The organism is Streptomyces sp. RLA131 (assembly GCF_056270125.1).
In genome coordinates, this window is record NZ_JBWDOQ010000002.1 from 6,950,634 (window position 1) to 6,969,555 (window position 18,922).

14 protein-coding genes and 2 pseudogenes are annotated in these 18,922 nt (G+C 71.7%); 1 reads left to right on the forward strand and 15 read right to left on the reverse strand.

What is annotated here, in order from left to right; translation table 11 throughout:
* Nucleotides 1-71 precede the first annotated feature (71 nt).
* The 15 genes and pseudogenes from RWE79_RS32420 to RWE79_RS32490 all read right to left on the reverse strand — a co-directional run bounded on the left by RWE79_RS32420 (nucleotide 72) and on the right by RWE79_RS32490 (nucleotide 16,288).
* On the reverse strand, nucleotides 72-1,262 hold the full coding sequence (locus tag RWE79_RS32420) for a Tn3 family transposase (RefSeq protein WP_475943639.1): 1,191 nt from the start codon (nucleotides 1,260-1,262) through the stop codon (nucleotides 72-74).
* Nucleotides 1,183-3,084 (reverse strand): annotated as a pseudogene (locus tag RWE79_RS32425) (DUF4158 domain-containing protein); the annotation flags it as partial. The pseudogene RWE79_RS32425 and the gene RWE79_RS32420, both read right to left, overlap by 80 nt.
* A gap of 173 nt (nucleotides 3,085-3,257) precedes the next feature.
* On the reverse strand, nucleotides 3,258-3,692 hold the full coding sequence (locus tag RWE79_RS32430; protein ID WP_475943640.1) for a beta-propeller fold lactonase family protein: 435 nt from the start codon (nucleotides 3,690-3,692) through the stop codon (nucleotides 3,258-3,260).
* A gap of 15 nt (nucleotides 3,693-3,707) precedes the next feature.
* The gene (locus RWE79_RS32435; RefSeq protein WP_475943641.1) at nucleotides 3,708-6,104 is read right to left on the reverse strand and encodes an ATP-binding cassette domain-containing protein; all 2,397 of its coding nucleotides are present in this window, start codon (nucleotides 6,102-6,104) and stop codon (nucleotides 3,708-3,710) included.
* Between the two features lie 121 nt (nucleotides 6,105-6,225).
* A complete protein-coding gene (locus tag RWE79_RS32440) occupies nucleotides 6,226-6,642 on the reverse strand; it encodes a VOC family protein (protein ID WP_475943642.1) in 417 nt (138 codons plus the stop codon).
* A 10-nt stretch (nucleotides 6,643-6,652) separates the two neighbouring features.
* Nucleotides 6,653-7,072 carry a helix-turn-helix domain-containing protein gene (locus tag RWE79_RS32445; protein WP_475943643.1) on the reverse strand — a complete coding sequence of 140 codons (420 nt, stop codon included), beginning with the start codon at nucleotides 7,070-7,072 and terminating at the stop codon, nucleotides 6,653-6,655.
* 179 nt (nucleotides 7,073-7,251) lie between these two features.
* Entirely contained in the window at nucleotides 7,252-8,001 is a 750-nt protein-coding gene (locus tag RWE79_RS32450; RefSeq protein WP_475943644.1) for a hypothetical protein, read from the reverse strand.
* Nucleotides 8,002-8,008: 7 nt separating this feature from the next.
* Nucleotides 8,009-8,209, reverse strand: a pseudogene (locus RWE79_RS32455) (sigma-70 family RNA polymerase sigma factor); the annotation flags it as partial.
* Nucleotides 8,210-8,353: 144 nt separating this feature from the next.
* Nucleotides 8,354-8,527 (reverse strand): hypothetical protein, encoded by a 174-nt coding sequence (locus RWE79_RS32460; RefSeq protein WP_475943645.1) that lies wholly within the window; start codon nucleotides 8,525-8,527, stop codon nucleotides 8,354-8,356.
* Complete coding sequence (locus RWE79_RS32465; protein WP_475943646.1) at nucleotides 8,524-8,862, reverse strand: hypothetical protein; 339 nt, start codon at nucleotides 8,860-8,862, stop codon at nucleotides 8,524-8,526. Before RWE79_RS32465 ends, RWE79_RS32460 begins: the two co-directional genes overlap by 4 nt.
* 153 nt (nucleotides 8,863-9,015) lie before the next feature.
* Nucleotides 9,016-9,807 carry a maleylpyruvate isomerase family mycothiol-dependent enzyme gene (locus RWE79_RS32470; protein WP_475943647.1) on the reverse strand — a complete coding sequence of 264 codons (792 nt, stop codon included), beginning with the start codon at nucleotides 9,805-9,807 and terminating at the stop codon, nucleotides 9,016-9,018.
* A gap of 194 nt (nucleotides 9,808-10,001) precedes the next feature.
* Nucleotides 10,002-12,863, reverse strand: a complete 2,862-nt coding sequence (locus RWE79_RS32475) for an NHLP bacteriocin export ABC transporter permease/ATPase subunit (protein ID WP_475943648.1) — start codon at nucleotides 12,861-12,863, stop codon at nucleotides 10,002-10,004.
* A 6-nt stretch (nucleotides 12,864-12,869) separates the two neighbouring features.
* Nucleotides 12,870-14,996 carry an NHLP family bacteriocin export ABC transporter peptidase/permease/ATPase subunit gene (locus tag RWE79_RS32480; protein ID WP_475943649.1) on the reverse strand — a complete coding sequence of 709 codons (2,127 nt, stop codon included), beginning with the start codon at nucleotides 14,994-14,996 and terminating at the stop codon, nucleotides 12,870-12,872.
* A gap of 161 nt (nucleotides 14,997-15,157) precedes the next feature.
* Nucleotides 15,158-15,925: an HlyD family secretion protein gene (locus RWE79_RS32485; protein ID WP_475943650.1), complete on the reverse strand. Its 768-nt coding sequence runs from the start codon at nucleotides 15,923-15,925 to the stop codon at nucleotides 15,158-15,160.
* Between the two features lie 144 nt (nucleotides 15,926-16,069).
* Nucleotides 16,070-16,288, reverse strand: coding sequence for a type A2 lantipeptide (locus RWE79_RS32490; protein WP_475943651.1), 219 nt, complete (start codon nucleotides 16,286-16,288; stop codon nucleotides 16,070-16,072).
* Nucleotides 16,289-16,845: 557 nt separating this feature from the next.
* Between RWE79_RS32490 and RWE79_RS32495 the strand changes: the two genes are divergently transcribed.
* Nucleotides 16,846-18,825 (forward strand): autotransporter outer membrane beta-barrel domain-containing protein, encoded by a 1,980-nt coding sequence (locus RWE79_RS32495; protein WP_475943652.1) that lies wholly within the window; start codon nucleotides 16,846-16,848, stop codon nucleotides 18,823-18,825.
* Nucleotides 18,826-18,922 lie beyond the last annotated feature (97 nt).

The window sequence follows — 18,922 nt, forward strand, 5'->3', positions numbered from 1 at the left end:
GGCCGCGCCCCCTTGGACACTGGCTGGCCTCAGGTCAGCCACGCAGTGCTGGGAGCTGGCGATGACGTCGCTTATCGCGTCTCCGTGGCCGACCGGTCGGCGTCCGCCGGGGTTCGGGGGCGGGGCAGGGCAGCAGCCGGCCCCAGGTCCAGGCGCTTGTCCATGTCCAGGCGGAAGGTGCCGTACGGATTGACGTTCGACCAGAACAGCGCGGTCAGGCCGCGCCGGTCCTCGCCGCTGAGCTTTTTCGCCCAGGCCGGTTCGGCCAGGACCTGCTGCACCAGCAGGGTATTGACGTGCACGAGCGCGGACTGGAGCAGGTGCAGGGCGAGCATCGAAGTTTCGGCGTGCTCCTTGTCCGGGCCGGTCAGGGCACCGTCCTTGCCGTAGTGGAGCACGGTGTTCGCGCTGTTCCAGTCTTCGACGACCTGGAGCCTGCCGTGGATCTCGCGGCGCAGGCCGGAGCTGGCGAGGTAGTCGCAGGCGAAGTTCGTGCGCACCGCGCGGCCGAGTTCTTCGAGGGCCTGGTAGGTGGGGTGCTTGGGGCCGCCGCGGGTGAAGCGCCGCAGCACCTGCTCGGCCTCGGCGGTCCCGAGCCGGAGCGCGGTGGCGTACTTGACCATCTGGTCGTATTGCTGCTCGATCAGTTCCCAGCGGATCGGCCTCGTCAGCGAGGCGCCGAGCGCGGGCCAGCCGGGCGGGGCGTCGTCCGGGCGGTACAGGCGGATGCTGCCGATGTTCTTCAGCCGCGGCAGCAGGCGGAAGTTGAGCAGTTCGGTGAAGGCGAACCCGACGACGCTCGCACCGTGGGTGTCGACGTAGTTCGACTCGATCTCGGCGTCGGTGCAGTGCCGCAGCAGGCCCTCGATCATCGCGGCGACCTTGGACGACGAACAGCTCTTGAGCTGCGAGTAGATGCAGACGTTCTTCCGCTCGACGTGCCAGTAGATCATCACGCCGTTGCCACCGTAGCGGGCGTGGTACTCGGTCATGAAGTTCGAGGACCAGGACCCGAACTTCTTCGAGTCCGACGCGCACGCGGTGCCGCGGCCCCACCATGCGGTGTCTCGGGCGGCGAAGGTGGAGTTCACCAGCCTGGTGACGGCGGCCCGGAGGTTGTCGACGGTGATGGAAGTGCCGCCGGACGTGTCGCAGCGCTGCCTCACTCTCGCCGTGCTCGCCGGTCGCCACGATCGCGCGGATGCCCATATTCGTGCCCAGCGCGAAGAGGGCCAGCAGCAGGCGGCGCTGGAGGACGTCACGCTCGATGCGCTCGTACGCGGCCACCGAGGAGAACTCCTCGGTGAAGCCGGTCAGGAAGTCGGCGTTCTTCAACACGTCCAGGAGGTCCAGGACGCCCCAGCGGCGTGCGACCTCCGCCTTGAGGGCCGCCAAGCCGGTGGGCTCGGCCAGCGGCTCCAGCTTCGGAACGGTGATCCACGGCTCGCCCTTGCGGGTGGTGACCTTCACCCCGCCCGCCGAACCATCCGCGAGCGAGGCGGAGAAGCGGTCCAGGCCCGCAGTCATGCGCTTCTTCAGGTCCGCGATGAACGCCCTCGGGTTCAGCGGCTGGCGGATCGCGGCGTAGTGAACGGCACGGGTGGCCTCGAAGTCGCCGGGCAGGTCGTCCTCCGGGTTTCGCCAGCGGGCCGCACCCTCAACGTAGATCTCGCGGCGGCGGACCGCGTCCCGCAGCGCGACCAGGACGCACAGCTCGTACGGGATGCGCTCGACCTTGCCCTTGTCATCGACGACCGCCTCGCGCCAGTCCTTGCGCACCACGCCGTCCATGGGCACTTCGTCGCCGGCGTCGTAGAAGCGGGTCTTGCCGTCGACATCGGCGTACTTCTTCAACAGCTTCATCGCGTCCATCACCGGCCGGTAGGCGGTGTTGTTGCACCTGAAGCCGAGGGTGTTCAGCAGCGGAGGCAGCATCTGCCGGTAGTACGAGCTGTAGGAGGAGCGCAGGGTGGTGCGGACCTTGGCCTTGAAAACCTTCTCGTTCGCCTTCGCCTCGGCCACCAGCTCACGCAGCGTCTTCTCCCCGACCACCGGGAACAGGGCCCGGCGGACGACCTCGTCGGGCTTGTCGACGGCGGCCGACGCGAGCTTGAAGAGGATGCCCTCCTTGCCGCGAACCTTCTTCAACTCGGCGGTGAGCTGCTTCTCCACTCGCCGCTCGGCACGAGCGTTGATCTTGTGGACCAGGGCGACCAACAGATCGACCAGGGCGTCGGTAATCTCCGCCTGCCGGGACGAGCACAGCGCCGCAAGCAGGGTGATCCGTACGTCCTCGCTGGTGTCGCGGAAGTCCGAGGGGTACATCTTGATCGCCCGTGCCCGCCAGGCGGCCACCAGCTTCTCCGAGCAGTCCGCGAACAACCCGTCGGGCAGCCCAAGCTTGCGCACGTCGTTGAGCTTGGTGATCTCCGTCAGCAGAGAGTCCAGGCCCACCGCGCCCGGGTCGCGCTTGAGCGCGGCCAGCAGGGCGGTACCCGCCTCGTTGTCCTCGGCCACCAGGGACAGCAGCCGGGCCGTGCCCGCCTTGCCCAGGCGGCCGATCGTGCGGGCGCAGAACGTCTTCTCCCACTTGCCCCGCGCCGCGACGAGTACCTTCTCGGCCCGGGTCCGGCCCGGCGGCTCGATCTTCCGGGCCCGGCACTCCACCAGCAGAGCCTCGCGCTGCCGGTCCTCCACTAGCTCGACCGGACAGACTTCCACGGCAAGCCACTCGGCCAGCGCCTTCTCGTCCGCGACCGTCGACGGTCGGAACCCCAGGGCCTCGCGGATCTGCTTGCGGTGGTACTCGGCAGTCCGGCCGACCAGCATGTACTTCGCGAAGTCGGTGGCCGGAACCTTCACCAGATCGGCGACGTACTCCACCGCGGCCGGCGGGACCTCTTCCAGCACATCGGGGGACTGGCCTTTTAGTTCGAAGAACTTCAGCAACAGGCTGAAGCCGAGCCGGGTCGCCCCGCTCTTGTTCGCTACCAGGTCCCAGTCGCCGTCTACCAGCGTCCAGTTCGCCAACAGCTCCTCTGGCGACCACTCTTGCAGCACGCCCACCCCTTTGGCCTCGATCACTCGATCAGACCAACGACGGCGCCCAGGACAGGGAAACGGGACTCGTCCCGCTACCCACGACCTACTTTGCGGCTGGTGTCTGAGCTAGGACACCGAGGCCGATCAGGTCCGCCCCCGCCAGGGATACCCGGCGGGTCCTCGGGCGCTCGGTCTGCCCGGCGTTCGCCTCGTGTTCAGGAGGCCGCGATGCCTTCCATGCCGCCCTGGCCGCCCGTGGTGTCGAAGGCGGGGAGGCCGTCGTCGGTGCTGGTGACCGGGGTCAGTGTGCCGTCGGTGCCCACGGCGAAGCCGTCGACGGTGCCGGAGAGGGCGTTCTGGACGTAGAGGAACCGGCCGTCGGGGGTCGGAGCCATGTCGATGGGGCCCCGGGAGTCGGGGGACGGCGGGACGGCCTGCTCGGCGGTGACGGTGACCTTGCCGTCGGGATCGAGGGCGTAGGCGGTCAGCGCGGAGTTGCCGGGGCTGGAGCCGATGAGGGTGTCGCCCGCCGTCGCCGGCCGGCACAGGGTGTTCTGGCCGTTGGGTACGGAGGCCGTGATGGTGCCGAGCGTGCCGTCGGCGCCGATCTCGTAGGTGCTGACGGTGGACTTGGCGGCCTCGGTGACCACCAGCCGGCACCCCGGTCAGGGGCCGACGTAGGCGGCGAGGTGTTGGCCGGTGAGGGTGGAGCGGGCGGCGACGAGGTCGGCGGGGGTGCCCTCGAAGACGATCCGGCCGCCGTCATGGCCGGCGCCGGGGCCGAGGTCGATGATCCAGTCGGCGTGCGCCATGACCGCCTGGTGGTGCTCGACGACGATGACCGACTTGCCGGAGTCCACGATCCGGTCGAGCAGGCCGAGCAGTTGCTCGACGTCGGCGAGGTGCAGGCCGGCGGTCGGCTCGTCGAGGACGTAGACGCCGCCCTTCTCGGCCATGTGGGTGGCCAGCTTGAGCCGCTGCCGCTCGCCGCCGGACAGCGTGGTGAGCGGCTGGCCGAGGCTGAGGTAGCCGAGCCCGACATCGGCGAGCCGGCCGAGGATGGCGTGCGCGGCCGGCGTGCGGGCCTCGCCGGCGCCGAAGAACTCCTCGGCCTCGGTCACCGACATCGCGAGCACCTCGCTGATGTCGCGGCCGCCGAAGTGGTACTCCAGCACCGCTGCCTGGAACCGCTTACCCTCGCACTCCTCGCAGACGGTGGCGACGCCGGCCATCATCGCCAGGTCGGTGTAGACGACGCCCGCGCCGTTGCACGTGGGGCAGGCGCCCTCGGAGTTGGCGCTGAACAGCGCCGGCTTCACGCCATTGGCCTTCGCGAACGCCTTGCGGATCGGGTCGAGCAGTCCGGTGTACGTCGCCGGGTTGCTGCGCCGGGAACCCTTGATGGCTCCCTGGTCCACCGTCACCACGCCGTCCCGCCCGGCCACCGAGCCCTGGATCAGCGAACTCTTGCCGGAGCCGGCGACGCCGGTGACCACGGTGAGCACCCCGAGCGGGATGTCGACGTCGACATCGCGCAGGTTGTGCGTCGTCGCGCCGCGGATCTCCAGCGTGCCGGTCGGCGTCCGCACCGTCTCCTTGAGAGCGGCCCGGTCGTCGAAATGGCGGCCGGTGATGGTGCCGGCTGCCCGCAGCCCCTCGACGGTGCCCTCGAAGCAGACGGTGCCGCCCCCCGTACCGGCGCCGGGGCCGAGGTCCACGACGTGGTCGGCGATCGCGATCGTCTCCGGCTTGTGTTCCACGACGAGGACCGTGTTGCCCTTGTCCCGCAGCCGCAGCAGCAGGTCGTTCATCCGGCTGATGTCATGGGGGTGCAGGCCGATGGTGGGCTCGTCGAAGACGTAGGTGGTGTCGGTGAGCGAGGAACCGAGGTGGCGGATCATCTTGACGCGCTGCGCCTCGCCGCCCGACAGCGTGCCCGACGACCGGTCGAGCGAGAGATAGCCGAGGCCGATCTCCACGAACGAGTCGAGGGACTGCCGCAGTGCGTCCAGCAGCGGCGCGACGGACGGTTCGTCGAGGCCGCGGACCCATTCGGCCAGGTCACGGATCTCCATCGCGCAGGCCTCGGCGATGTTGAGTTTGCCGATCCGCGCCGACCGGGCCGCCTCGCTGAGCCGGGTTCCGTCGCACTCGGGGCAGGTGGCGAAGGTGACGGCCCGTTCCACGAACGCCCGGATGTGCGGCTGGAGGGCCTCCTTGTCCTTGGACAGCATCGACTTCTGGATCTTCGGGATCAGCCCCTCGTAGGTGAGGTTGACGCCCTCGACCTTCACCTTGGTCGGCTCCCGGTAGAGGAAGTCGTGCATCTCCTTCTTGGTGTACTTACGGATCGGCTTGTCCGGGTCGAGGAGGCCCGACTCGGCGTAGACCCGGACGGTCCAGAAGCTGTCGGACTTCCAGCCGGGGATGGTGAACGCGCCCTCGGCGATCGACTTGGAGTCGTCGTAGAGCTGGGTGAGGTCGATGTCGGAGACGGTGCCCCGGCCTTCGCAGCGCGTACACATGCCGCCGGTGCGGTTGAAGGTCGCCTTCACGGTCCTGGTCCTGTCGGCACCGCGGTCGACGGTGATCCCGCCGCTCGCCCGGACCGAGGCGACGTTGAAGGAGAACGCGCTGGGCGGGCCGATGTGCGGCTCGGCCAGCCGGCTGAAGAGGATCCGCAGCATCGCGTGGGCGTCGGTGGCGGTGCCGACCGTGGAGCGGGGGTCGGTGCCAAGTCGCTGCTGGTCGACGGTGATCACGGTCGTCAGCCCGTCGAGTACGTCGACCTCGGGGCGGGCCAGCGTCGGCATGAAGCCCTGTACGAAGGCGCTGTACGTCTCGTTGATCAGCCGCTGCGACTCCGCGGCGATCGTGCCGAACACCAGCGAGCTCTTGCCCGAGCCCGAGACACCGGTGAACACCGTCAGCCGGCGCTTCGGGATCTCGATGCTGACGTCCTTGAGGTTGTTCACGCGGGCGCCGTGCACGCGGATCAGGTCGTGGCTGTCGGCGATGTGCGATGCGGGCGACTGCGTGTCCGTCCTCGTGGCCATGCTCATCGTGTCTCCATCTGTTACGCGGGGCCGCCTTCGCGGTCTCTGTCGGCGTCGCCTGGTTCGGGGTGTCGGCAGGGCGGGGGCGCGAGGACCAAGGTATCCACGCCGCTCCGGCAGGGGGCCGTTACCGCTTGAGGGGCTGGGTGAAGCGGAGCATGTTGCCCGCCGGATCGCGGAAGGCGCAGTCGCGGACGCCGTACGGCTGGTCGATCGGCTCCTGCAACACCTCCGCGCCGGCGGCCCGGATGCGTTCGAAGGTGCCGTCGCAGTCGTCGGTGGAGAAGATCACGCCGCGCAGCATGCCCTTGGCCAGCAGTTCCGCCATCGCCTGCTTGTCGGCCGCCGAGGCGTTGGGGTTGGCGAGCGGCGGTTCGAGGACGATCTCCACGTCCGGTTGCGCGGGTGAGCCGACGGTCACCCAGCGCATCCCCTCGAACCCCACGTCATTGCGTACCTCCAGGCCGAGGACGTCGCGGTAGAAGGCGAGCGCCCTGTCATGGTCGTCGACCGCGATGAAGCACTGTGCGAGCTTGATATCCATGCCCTCGACGCTACGAGGCGGGGGCGGATCGCGCTTCTCCATTCCTGACCGGTCGCGTGTGGATCTTGGCGATGCAGGCGGGGATCGCGGCGCCGTCCTCGTGGCGGCGGGCCCGGTAGGCACTGGGGCTCTCGCCGACGAGCTCGGTGAACCGCGAGCTGAACGACCCCAGCGAGGTGCAGCCGACCGCGAAGCAGACCTCCGTCACCGTGAGGTCACCGCGCCGCAGCAGCGCCTTGGCCCGCTCGATCCGGCGCGTCATCAGGTAGCTGTACGGCGTCTCCCCGAAGGCGGCGCGGAAGCTGCGGGAGAAGTGGCCCGGTGACATGAGGGCGACGCGTGCCAGCGCCGCGACGTCGAGCGGGTTGGCGTAGTCGCGGTCCATCAGGTCACGGGCCCGGCGCAGCCGGACGAGGTCTTCCAGGATCACGCGACCACCATCGCACAGGGCGGGCCGCCGAGGACACACCCCGGCGACCGCCGCGGACCGCACCGCCCTGGTGCTGCCGCGGCCTCGCCTCCCGCGGGGAACGGGCGCGCTTCTCCTCGGTGCGACAGCGGCTTCGACCGCTGTGCGCGGCCGGGCGCCGGGTGACGGCCCCGACGCCGTTACCCGGCCGGGGCCGGGGGGCCGGTGGTGGCCAGGACGTTGCCCCGCGCGTCGTACGCCGTGACCGTGAGGCGGCGGGCGGCGCCGGCGGCCGGTTCCGGCGGGGTGACCAGGTAGCCGGCGGTGTAGCCGGGGTGGCCGGGCAGGGTCACCATCCGCACGGGGTAGACGTGGCCCTCGACGGTGACGGTCATGCGCACCGGTTGCCGCGGGCCGACGTACAGCGGCGTGTACAGCGTGCCGTTCGGGCCGGTGCGGATCCGGGTGCCGATCGAGCCGCCGCCCACCGGCGACGTGCTCGTCCCGGCGCCGCCCGGGCCGCTCACCGCGTCCCCGCAGTTCCAGGCGCCGTCGCCGAAGCCGAGGCAGCGTCCGGCGGATTCCAGCTTCATACGGCCGCCGTTGCCGATGTCGATGACCCGGCCGGGCGGGACCACCTGCGTGGTGGGGACGACGGGCACGGTGGGGCCGGGCGGCGCGGTCGCGGCGGGTCCGACGGACGCCCGGTCGTGCGTTGCGGCCGCCGTGACCACGGCGCAGGCCGCCACGGCGGCGGCCATCGGGAGCACGGTGGCGATCCGCCGGTTCCGGAGCCGTCTGCGGGCGCGTTCCCGGACGGCGTCGGCCGGCCAGGCGGACGGTTCCACGACGGCGACGGCGTCTCGGAGGCAGCGCCGGACGCGGTCCTCCTCGGGGGTCGGCGGCGGGCCGGGGGGAGCGGCGGTCCCGTCGTACGGCTGGCTGCTCATCGGCCCGTCACTCCTCTGCCTCGGCCAGGTCGGCCAGCGCCGGGTGGTCGCGCAGCTTGCGCAGCCCCCGGCTGGCCTGGCTCTTCACATTGCCCGGGGAACACCCCAGGATGTCGGCGACCTGCTGCTCGCTCAGGTCCTCCCAGTACCGCAGCACCACGGCGGCCCGCTGCCGCGGCGGCAGCGTGGCCAGCGCGGCCATCAACACGGCGCGGTCCTCGATCCGGTCGTCCTGGCCGGGGCGGCGGCGTACGCGTCGAACGGCAACGGCTGCTCCCTCGCCGCCCGGGCATGCGCGGGCGCCGGCCCGGGCGGCGGTCCGCTCCGGGCCGGCACTCCCAGCGCCGGGACGTCAGAGCCGGGCAAGAACCCCGCCCGCCGCGTCGTACACCGTGACGTGGAGGTTCCCGGTGCCCGGCGGGTCGGTGAGGGGGGCACCCCACACATGGCCGGAGGCGTACCCCGGGTGCCCGGCCAGGGTCAGGACCTGGACGTCGTACGTCACACCGCCCGCGGTCACCGTCATCCGTGCCGGCCGCCCGTCGCCGGTGTACAGCGGGGTGTACATCGTGCCGGAGGCGTCGCCCCGGGTCTGGAGGCCGACTGGTGTCCGGCGGCTGGAGGCTGGTTGCCGTCCACCACGCTCTTGCAGGCCCGGTCCCCGGGTACGCCCACGCAGCGGTCGGCGCGGTTGAGCTGGATGTCGACGCCGTGCCCGGTGTCGACGACCTGGCCGGCCCCGACCACCTGGATCGCAGAGGTGTCCGCTCCGGCCGCCGCGGTGGCGGAGGTCGCCCCGCCCGCGCCGACGGCGGCCGTCGCGGCCAGGACAGCGGCGGTGAACATCTTCCTGGAATGCATGGTGCTCCTCGTCGTCCCTGGATCTGTCGTCGTTGTGATCGCGTGCCGAACCGGTGCGACCGGTCCGGAGCGGGCCCTCTCCGCACTACTCACCCCGTTGGCGGCCGCGGGGTTGCACGCTTTCCGCGACGACTTGGGCGCGGCGTCCCGGGGTCACCCGAAGCCGACCCGCTCCAGCCAGAAGCCGAGCAGCTCCTCGTCGCCGAGGATCTCGACGCCCTCGCCGTGGGCGGGGCGCCGCTTGTAGACGAGCAGCAGCAGTTCGATGAGCGGCGCGCGCACGGCGACCGCGGCCTTCTCGTGGGCGCGGCGCCAGACGATGGTGTCGCCCGTCAGGTCGACCAGCCACTCCGCCGCGGCCTCCGGCGCGGTGTCGGTGGCGTGGAAGTGGAGGGTGTGGCCGGGCCCGAGCAGTTCGCGCATCCAGGGCTGGACGTCGAAGTGCATGGGCAGCGAGCCCAGTTCCATCCACTCGTCGAGGGCGTCGAGCGCGATCTCCTCGTCGAGGGTGAACTCCGCGCCCAGGGCCAGGGTCGCGTCGGCCCGGTGCATGACGGTCTCATGGGTGAACCGGCGGGCGTAGAACCGGGTACTGCCGCCGGGGACCGGGGTCCACAGCCTCGCGTCCGGCCCGGCGGCGCGCAGGGTGTTCGCCAGCTCGGCGGCGCCCTCGGCGAGCCAGGGGCCGACCACGGCCGGGTCCTCGTCGGTGTGGGCGGACAGATCGCGGAAGTGCGAGTCGGGGAGCGGGCTCGTCGTCCGGGTCCGTACCGCCTCCTCGGCCCAGCGCTGGGCGCCGCCGAGGTGCCGCAGCAGCTGGCCGGCGTTCCAGCCGGGGCAGGAGGGCACCGGGACCGTCAGGTCCGCGCCCTCGACGCGGGATCTCAGCAGGTCGGTCTGCACGACGATCTCGGAGCAGTAGCGGTCATGGCTCAGGAGGGTCATGCCTTCACGGTAGGTGCCGCCACCGGCAGCGCCCCGGCAGCGCCCCGGCACCGTGCCGGAACCGCTGCCGCCCCGACGGCCGATCAGATCGGTTGCCGGGTAAGGTGATTCGCGGCCGCCCGCCCGGGCGGGTACGGGCCGCACGGTTCCCGGCCGGACGGCGGCCTCCCCGGTGCTGCCGGCCCGCCGCCGGGTCAGCCCAGCTGGCGGCGGACCAGTTCGTGCAGGCGGCCCGAGGTGTCGGCGAGCAGTTCCGCCGGGGGGCCCTGCTGGACGACGCGGCCCTCGTCCATGACGATCACCCGGTCGGCGTCCATGACCGTGGAGAGCCGGTGGGCGATCACGACGCGGCTGGCGCGCAGGGCGCGGGTGCTCTCGATGACGATGCGCTGGGTCTCGTTGTCCAGGGCGCTGGTGGCCTCGTCGAGGAAGAGGACACGGGGACGGCGGACGACGGCCTGGGCGATCATGAGGCGCTGGCGCTGCCCGCCGGAGATGGTGGCGCCGCCGGAGATCATGGTGTGCAGGCCCATCGGCATCCGCTTGATGTCCTCGGCGAGACCGGCCATGGCTGCGGCCTCCCAGGCCTCGTCCTGGGTGAAGGTCTCGGCGCCGCAGATGCAGTCCAGGATGGAGCCGGTGAGGGGCTGGGCGTTCTGCAGGACGACCCCGCACTGACGGCGGACGGCCGCCTGGTCGAGGGCGGCGAGATCCTGGCCGTCGTACAGGACGCTGCCGGAGGTGGGCCGGTCGAAGCCGATGAGCAGGCGCAGCAGGGTCGACTTGCCGCAGCCGCTGGGGCCGACGATCGCCACGAACTCGCCGGGCCGCACCCGCAGTGACACGTCGTCGAGGACCAGTGGGCCGTCCCCGGTGTACCGGAAGGACAGGGAGCGGGTCTCGATGCCGCCGGTGAGCAGGCCGGGCCGGGTGCTGGACCCGCGTACCTCGGGCGCCTCCCGCAGGACGGGCTTGAGCTGCTCGTACATCGGCAGTACGGCCACGGCCGAGACCAGCGCGCCGGTGAGCTGGGTGACCGAGGTCAGCAGCATGGTCAGGGCGGTGCTGAAGGTGAGGAAGCCGGTGGCCGTCAGGGAGCCCCGGGCGGGGCCGGCCAGCAGCATGAACATGATGAGCAGACAGAGCGGCAGGTAGACCGCGTTGAGGACCGCCGTGAGGTTCTTGATCCGGCCCGCCCGCTGCTGGAACTCGCGGCTGCGGGCGAACTCGCGCGCCCAGGCGGCGTACGCGAAGCTCTCGGCGGCCGCGACCCGCAGCTTGGGCAGCCCGCGCAGGGTCTGGAAGGCCTGGTTGTTCAGTTTGTTGCCCAGCTCGACCAGCCGGCGCTGCCAGCGCACCTGCCACAGCCCCAGCGCGAGGAAGACGGCGGCGATGACGAGCAGCATGGCGACGGCCGCCAGCGCCAGCGGGACGCTGTACACGAGCAGCAGGGCGAGGTTCACGGCACCGACCGTGACCGCCTGGACGGCGACCGGGCCGACCCCCGCCAGCACCCGGCGGATCGCGCTGACACCCATGGCCGCGCCGGCCAGTTCGCCGGTGGAGCGCTCGGCGAAGAAGGCGGTCGGCAGGCGCAGCAGCCGGTCCCAGACGGCGGGTTGCAGGGTGGCCTCGATGCGGCCCTCGATCCGCAGCACGGTGAGGTTTTGCAGCAGGGCGAAGGCGGCGGCGACGATCCCGGTGACGATGATCGCCAGTGAGAAGGCGACGATGAGCCCGGTCTCGGCGGCCGGTACCCAGGTGCCGAGCACCTGGCCGGTGGCGATCGGGACCAGGGCGCCCAGCGCGACCGTCACCAGGCCGCTCAGCAGCAGGTCGCGCAGATCCGCGCCGGTGCCGCGCAGGGCGAAGCGCAGCAGCCGCAGCGGGCTCAACGGCCGCTCCGGCAGCGGCCGGTAGAACATGACGGCGCGCGGCCCGAGGTCCCCGGCGTTGTCGGAGGTGACCCTGATCCGGCTGCCGCTGGCCGGGTTGACGGCCTCGTACCGGCCGCGCCGGCCATGCCGCCCGCCGCGCCACAGGAGGGCCACCGGCGCCCCGGAGGCCGCCCGGTGGCCGACCAGGGGGCCGGCGTCCTCCCGCCACCAGCGCCCGTCGAGCCGGACCGGCCGGGTGCGGATGCGCGAGGTGACGGCGATGCGCTCGACCGGGTCGATCCGGTCGCTGACCGCCCCGCCCCGGGAGGGCGGGGCCAGGGTGATGCCGCCGGCCCGGGCGACCAGCGCGCAGACGGCGTATGTGGTGTCGTCGCTGGTCCCCGCGGTACGGGAAGGGGCCTTGCGGGGCGTGGCGATGGAGGCCAGCAGCGCCTGGTCCGCCTGCTCGCGCACGGCTTCGCCCGCCTTGAGACCGGCCGCCGCCCGGTCCTCGTGGGCGCGCTCCAGCCGTTCGATCCAGCGGTCCAGGGTGGACAGCAGCCGCTGCTGCTGGTCGACCATGCTCTGCCACATCGCGCCGTCGACCAGCAGGTCGGCCGCCGCCTCGGCGGAGTACGCGGCGCCGTACGCCACGCTGCCCGGCGGTACCGGCAGCCAGAGGATGTCGTCGTCGGACACCGCCTCCGCGTCCGGGGTACGGCCGTCCAGCGGGGCCTCGTAGAGCACCTGCCGGCTGCGGCCGACGCCGAGCGCGAAGGCCTGCTCCAGCAGGCTCAGGGGCACGTCCTGGGTGTCCGTCCGGTACGGCCGGGGGGCGGCGGGCCCGGGACGGTACAGCTCGCGCAGCGGGATCCGGCGCAGCCGGCAGTTCCGCAGCGGCCTCCCGACCAGGGTGTGCCGGGGGCCCTCGGCGGGGCCGAGGAGGAGGGTGCCGGGTTCGAGACGTCCGAGGAAGTGCCAGTGGCCCTGTTCGGTGGCGTCGACCGCGAACAGGTCCAGGGCGCCGGCCGTGACCAGCCACAGGACGTGCGGGCCCTCCAGGCCGAGGCTGCGCGGGCCGCTGCAGTCGACGGGGGTGCCGAGGCCGCCGAGAGCGGCGGTCACCGGGTCACCGGCGGCCGGGTCGCCGTCGACGGAGGTGTGCTGGACGGGGATCACGGATGCTCAGTGCTCCCTGACCAGGTCGGCGTAGGGACCACCGGCGGCGACCAGTTGTTCGTGGCGGCCGCGCTCCACCACCGACCCGTGGTCGAGCACCACGATCTCGTCGCTGTCGCGGACCGTGCTGAGCCGGTGGGCGATCACCACGCAGGCGCAGCCGCGCCGCCGCAGGTTGTCGATGACGGTCTGTTCGGTCTCGGCGTCCAGGGCGCTGGTCACCTCGTCGAGCACCAGCACGCTGGGCCGGCGGACCAGCGCGCGGGCGATCTCCAGCCGCTGCCGCTGCCCTCCCGAGAAGTTGCGGCCGTCCTGTTCGACCCGGCTGTGGATCCCGCCGGGGCGGCGCATGACGATCTCGTGGACGGCGGCGTCCTGGAGGGCGGTGACCACCGCCTCGTCGGGGATGGAGGGGTCCCACAGGGCGACGTTGTCGCGCACCGTGCCCTCGAAGAGGAAGACGTCCTGGTCGACGAAGGAGACGGAGGCGGCGAGTGTGCCGCGGGGGATCTCGTCCAGGCGCTGCCCGTCGATGCGGATCACGCCCTCCCAGGGGCTGTAGAGGCCCGAGATGAGGCGGGAGACCGTCGACTTGCCGCTGCCGGAGCCGCCGACCAGCGCCACCTGGCGGCCGGGCGCGACGGACAGCGAGAAGCCGGACAGCAGCGGCTTGTCCAGCGGGCTGTAGCCGAACGTGATGTTCTCCAGGGTGACGTGGCCCTTGAGGCGCCGGGTGCCGGCCGCGGGCCGCGGGCGGGTGTGGAGGGCGTCGGCCGGGAAGCTCTCGACGTCCTTGAGCCGGGCCACGTCGGCGGCGAAGTCCTGGATCCGGCCGGCCACCCCGTTGAGCCGGGTGACGGGTGCGGTGAAGCGGGTGACCAGGGACTGGAAGGCCACCAGCAGACCGATCGAGATATGGCCCTCCACGGCCCGCAGCCCGCCGATCCACAGGATCAGCGCGCTGTTGAGGGTGGCCAGCGCGGGTGCGACGACCGCCAGCCAGGCGCTCGGCACACCGAGCCGCTGCTGCTCCTCCAGGGTGGCGGCGTGCTGGCCCGACCACCGCCGGAACCAGCCGTTCTCGCCGCCGGTGGCCTTCATCGTCTCGATCAGCTGCAGGCCGGTGTACGAGGTGTTGGTGAGCCGCGCGGTGTCGGCCCGCAGCTTCTGGGTGCGGGTGGCCCGCAGCCGTACCACCACCCGCATGGCCACCACGTTGAGCAGCGCGATCCCGATCCCGAGCAGGGTCAGCTGGGGGTCGTAGCTCCACAGCAGCAGGGCGTAGAGCACCACCACGACCCCGTCCACCGCGGCGGCGGCCAGGTCCCGGGCCAGGGTCTCGGCGACCGCGTCGTTGGACTGGAGGCGCTGGACCAGGTCGGCGGGGCTGCGCTGGGTGAAGAAGGTGACCGGCAGCCTGAGCAGATGGCGCAGGAAGCGGGCGCTGCCGAGGGTGGAGGAGATGATGCGGCCGCGCAGCAGGTTCGCCTGCTGGAGCGCGGTCAGGGCGGCGGTGAGCGCCACCATGGCCGCCATCGACGTGAACAGCACGCCGAGCAGCGAGGTCTGACGATCAATCAGAAACAGGTCGATGTATGTACGGCTCAGCGCGGGCAGTGCCGCGCCGACCGCGACCAGCAGCAGACTGGCGAGCAGCGCCGCCAGCATGGTGCCCCTGGTGCCGCGCAGCCGGGCCGGCAGCCCGCCCAGGACCCCGGGCCGGCGACCGCCGCGCCGGAAGTCCGCACCGGGTTCGAAGGTCAGCACGATGCCGGTGAAGCTGGTGTCGAAGTCCTCGGCGGGCACGAAACGGCGTCCCTTGTCGGGGTCGTTGACATACGCCCCGCGCCGGCCGAGGCGCCGCCCCATGCCGTCGTAGACGACGTAGTGGTTGAACTCCCAGAACAGGATGGCCGGGGCCCGCACCTCGGCCAGGGCGGCCGTCTCCATCTGCATGCCCTTGGCCCGCAGGCCGTAGCCCCGGGCCGCCTTGAGCAGGTTGCCGGCCCGGGACCCGTCACGGGAGACACCGCAGGCGATACGCAGTTCCTCCAGCGGGACATGGCGGCCGTGATGCCCGAGCACCATGGCGAGCGCGGCGGCGCCGCACTCCACCGCCTCCATCTGGAGCACGGTGGGGCTGCGTACGGTCCTGGGTCTGCGCCGCCCGGGCCCGCGTCCCCCGGGCCGGTGCCTCTTGGGCCGGTGCCTCTTGGGCCGGGGCGTGTCGGGCCGGTGCGTGTCGGGCCCGGGCGGCGCGGTGCGGCGGTGTCCGTGCTGCTGGGGGAGTGCGGTCACGGGAGCAGCCAATCGATCGGGCGCCGGTCGGCCAGGTGGACGGCGCCGGTGGCCGGGGTCATGGAGCCGGCCGCGCGGGCGGCCGGGGCGTCGTCCAGCCGCACCACGACCGGGACGGGCCGGCCGTCGCGGGAGAACTGTCCGGCGAGCTGGCTGTCGCCGAGGAAGGCGGTGAGCTGCGCCCGGGTCCTGGAGGCGGGGCCGACGGAGGTCACCCGGCCGCGCAGGCCGGCGTACCCCTCGGCCGTCACCGACTCGGTGGTCAGCTCGACCACGGCGCCCACCGGCACCGACGCGGCGCTGCCGGCCGGTGCGTACAGCACGGCGATGAGGGGGTCGCCGGGGTGGGCGACCTTCTCGATGGCCGCCACGTCCGCTCCGGTGGTGACGACACTGCCGATGGAGGCGGTCAGGGTGGTCACTTGGCCGGCGGCGACGGTGCGGACGACGGTCACGCCCTGCCGCGTGCGCAGGTGGAACAAGGGGGCGCCCGCGGCCAGTCGCTCACCCTCGTCGGCGAGCACCCGGGTGACCTGTCCGGCGACCGGGCTCTGCAGGATATAACTGCCCTGCCCGTGCGTGAGAATTCCGGGGAGGCTCAATTTCGACGAAACGGAGCCGGTGACCGCCCAGAATGCGGCGACGGCCATGACGGCAATGGTGACGCACAGCACGAGCAGACCCTGCGGGCGGGCGAAACGCACCGGGAGATCGAGTTCTTCGGGTGATTGCAGCCTGGAAAGGGCCTGCTGGCGGAACTGCACGGAACTCTCTCCCGGCACCATTCGTAGCGGTTCGGAGCTGTTAGTGGCTGTTCGCAGCCATCCGTAACTATTCGGACATCTGGTCGCAATGGCGGCCGTGAGTCCCGGAACGGGTGGTTCCGGGACTCACGGAGCATTTCGGTCTCAGAGGCCGACGACGATGCCGGTGACCGGCGCGGTGTTCAGGCCGGTGATGCCCTCGACGGTACCGACGACGCCCGCGACGGTGCCGGTGACCGGGGCGGTGTTCAGGCCGGTGACGCCCTCGGCGGTGTTCACGAGGCCGCCGACGAGGCCGCCGGAGACGTTGTCCAGGTCGGCGTCGGAAATTTCGCGGGTCTCGACCTGGGGGGTGAAGTTCATGATGGGGCTTCCCTTCAGCGTGGGCATTCTCGAAAGGTGCCGGACAGTTATTCGGGAACTGCCCGGCACTGCGGAGGATCAAAGCACGCAGGCCGCGCACGCCGCTAATTACCCGTGTTGCTGTTCGAATGGGATTCGGATTTCTTGTTTCACTGGTGTGCCGTCGTTCCCACGGCTTGGTGCCAGTTTCTTCACATCGGGGGCATTGCCGAGGCACAGCGGAACCGGGCACTCCGGATCAAAGCGCCCGTTCGCCCGCCGGCCTCCCGTGCGCAGCCGGTCGCGTTATGACGGCCGCGTGTGCGGTGTGCAGATTTACGGGAGGTCATGCGACCGGGCACGGTGCGGCCACCCGCGGGACTGATGTGCCGCCCTCGACGGACCGCGCCACCTGTCGACACTCACCGGGGATTCACAGGGCGAGACCCCTTTCCCCCGACCCCGGCAGCCGCTTGAATCGCTGGCGCCGAGCACGAGTTGCTCAGGCGCTTCCGCGATTTCACCGGCAACCAAGGGAGTTCACCGTGGCACCCCTCCAGAACGAGTTGGCGTCAAAAGTGTCGACAGTCAATGCCAAGGCTCGGTTACTGACGGATCGTGAGTACACCTACCGGGCCCGCCCGCGAGCCCTGCTCGTGGCGGTCGCCGCCGCGATGGCCCCGGCACTGACCGTGCCCACCGCCGCCCGGGCCGCGACCGGCAAGAAGATCACGGTGGCGGCCGGGGAGACCCTGGAGATCACCGAGACCACCACGGTCGCCTCCCTCGGCATCGCCGAGGGCGGTGCCATCGCCGCCCCCGACGGCTACGGCCTCAGCCTGACCGTGGGCGGCGTGGAGACAGGTGCCGCCCTGGCCCCGCTCACCGACGGCTACGGCGGAGCGGCCACCGCGATCGCCGCCGGCACCTACAGCGGCGACGTCGTCATCACCGTCGCCGGGGCCAACGACGTCGCGTACAGCGACCTCACCTTCCCCTTCCGCCAAGCCCTCTACATCGACGCCGACGGCGTCGACACCGCCAGGTCCGTCCTGGCCGACGTCCTGGGCGGCTCGGCCACCGGCACCGCCGCCACGGACATCAGCCTCACCTCGACCGGCGAGGCCTTCAACGGCGTCTACGTCACCGGCGGCGGCAGCTACACCCTCACCTCGCCCGAGGTCGCCTTCACCGGCAACGGCCGCTGCGACTTCGTCGGCTACGGCGCTTCCGTGGTCGGCACCGGCGAGGGGACCACGCTGGTCCTGGACGGCGCCACCATCAACAACCAGGGCGTGGTCCGTACCGCCGTCATCGCGGACGCCACGGCCAACGTGATCGTCAAGAACTCCACGATCCACTGCGCCGACGGCACGCTGCCCGAGGAGTACGTCCCCACCGGCGACACCCGATACATGATCACCGTGCCCTGGATGCTGGGCCTGTCCGGCAATGTACGGGCCACCAATCTGCTGGGCGCCAACACCCGGGCCGCCTTCGTCAACTCCTCGGTCTCCTCGCAGAACTGGGGCGCCCTGTCCGTCGACGGCGGCAGCGACTGCACCCTGACCGTCGTCAACAGCCGGATCGCCAACACCGGCGGGGTGGGCTACGGCTCGTACGCCATCGGCGACGTGACCGAGCACATCCTCGGCTCCCGCTTCGACGTCGGCGACTATGTGCTGATCGCCTGGAGCGGCGGCGCCCACTACGGTGACAGTGCCGCCGACGCGGTCGCCGCACTCAACGAGGACCTCGAACTGGGGCTCACCGGTTCGGAACTGGCCGCCCTCGACGAGCGGTCCTGCGTCCTGAACTCCGGGCGGTTCGGCTTCATGTGGTACGGCGCCGCCGCCGTCACCATCGACGGCGGGACCCGGGTCAGCACCGGGAAGACCACCTTCCTGTCCAAGGCCTCGGCGGCCGCCGTCACGGTGGACGGCTCCCAGGGCGCCACGATCGAGGCCGGCAACGGGGTGCTGTTCCAGCTGATGGACACCGACCGCCCCGGCAGCGTCGCGGTGACGGGCAAGCCGTGGAGCACGGAGACGATCGGCACGTACACCGAACCCACCGGCACCGTCGCGAGGTCCGGCAGCTGGGACGTCACCACCGCGCACTCGGGGGACGCGACCGCCACCTTCACCGGCATCTCCCTGACCGGCGACTTCTACAACTCCGTCCGGGGCGGCGGCAACGCGGGCCTGCAGGGGATGAACCTGGTGCTCACCTTCGACGACGCCGATGTCGAGGGCGTCATCTCCGCGACCACGGCCCGGCACGGCGTCTCCACCATCACCTCGGCGGAGTACCTGGAGACCGGCGAGGTCACCAACACCGCGAGTGCCGTGGTCAACAACGGCGTCGTCGTCAGCCTGGAGAACGGCGCCGGGTGGACGGTGACCGGCACCTCCTTCCTGAGTGCGCTGACCATCGCCTCCGACGCCTCGGTCACCGCCTCGTCGGGCCGGTCCGTGACCCTGACGGTCGACGGCACGGCCACCGCCCTGGCCCCGGGCGGCAGCTGGACCGGGGCGCTCACCCTGACGGTGACGTAGGGCGCCGGCGGGTTGTGCGACCTCCTGCCGAACGTGAGGTGTCCACACTTGGTTCGCTCTTGACGTGGATAGCGGCTAACGGCAGGCTGAGTGTCGA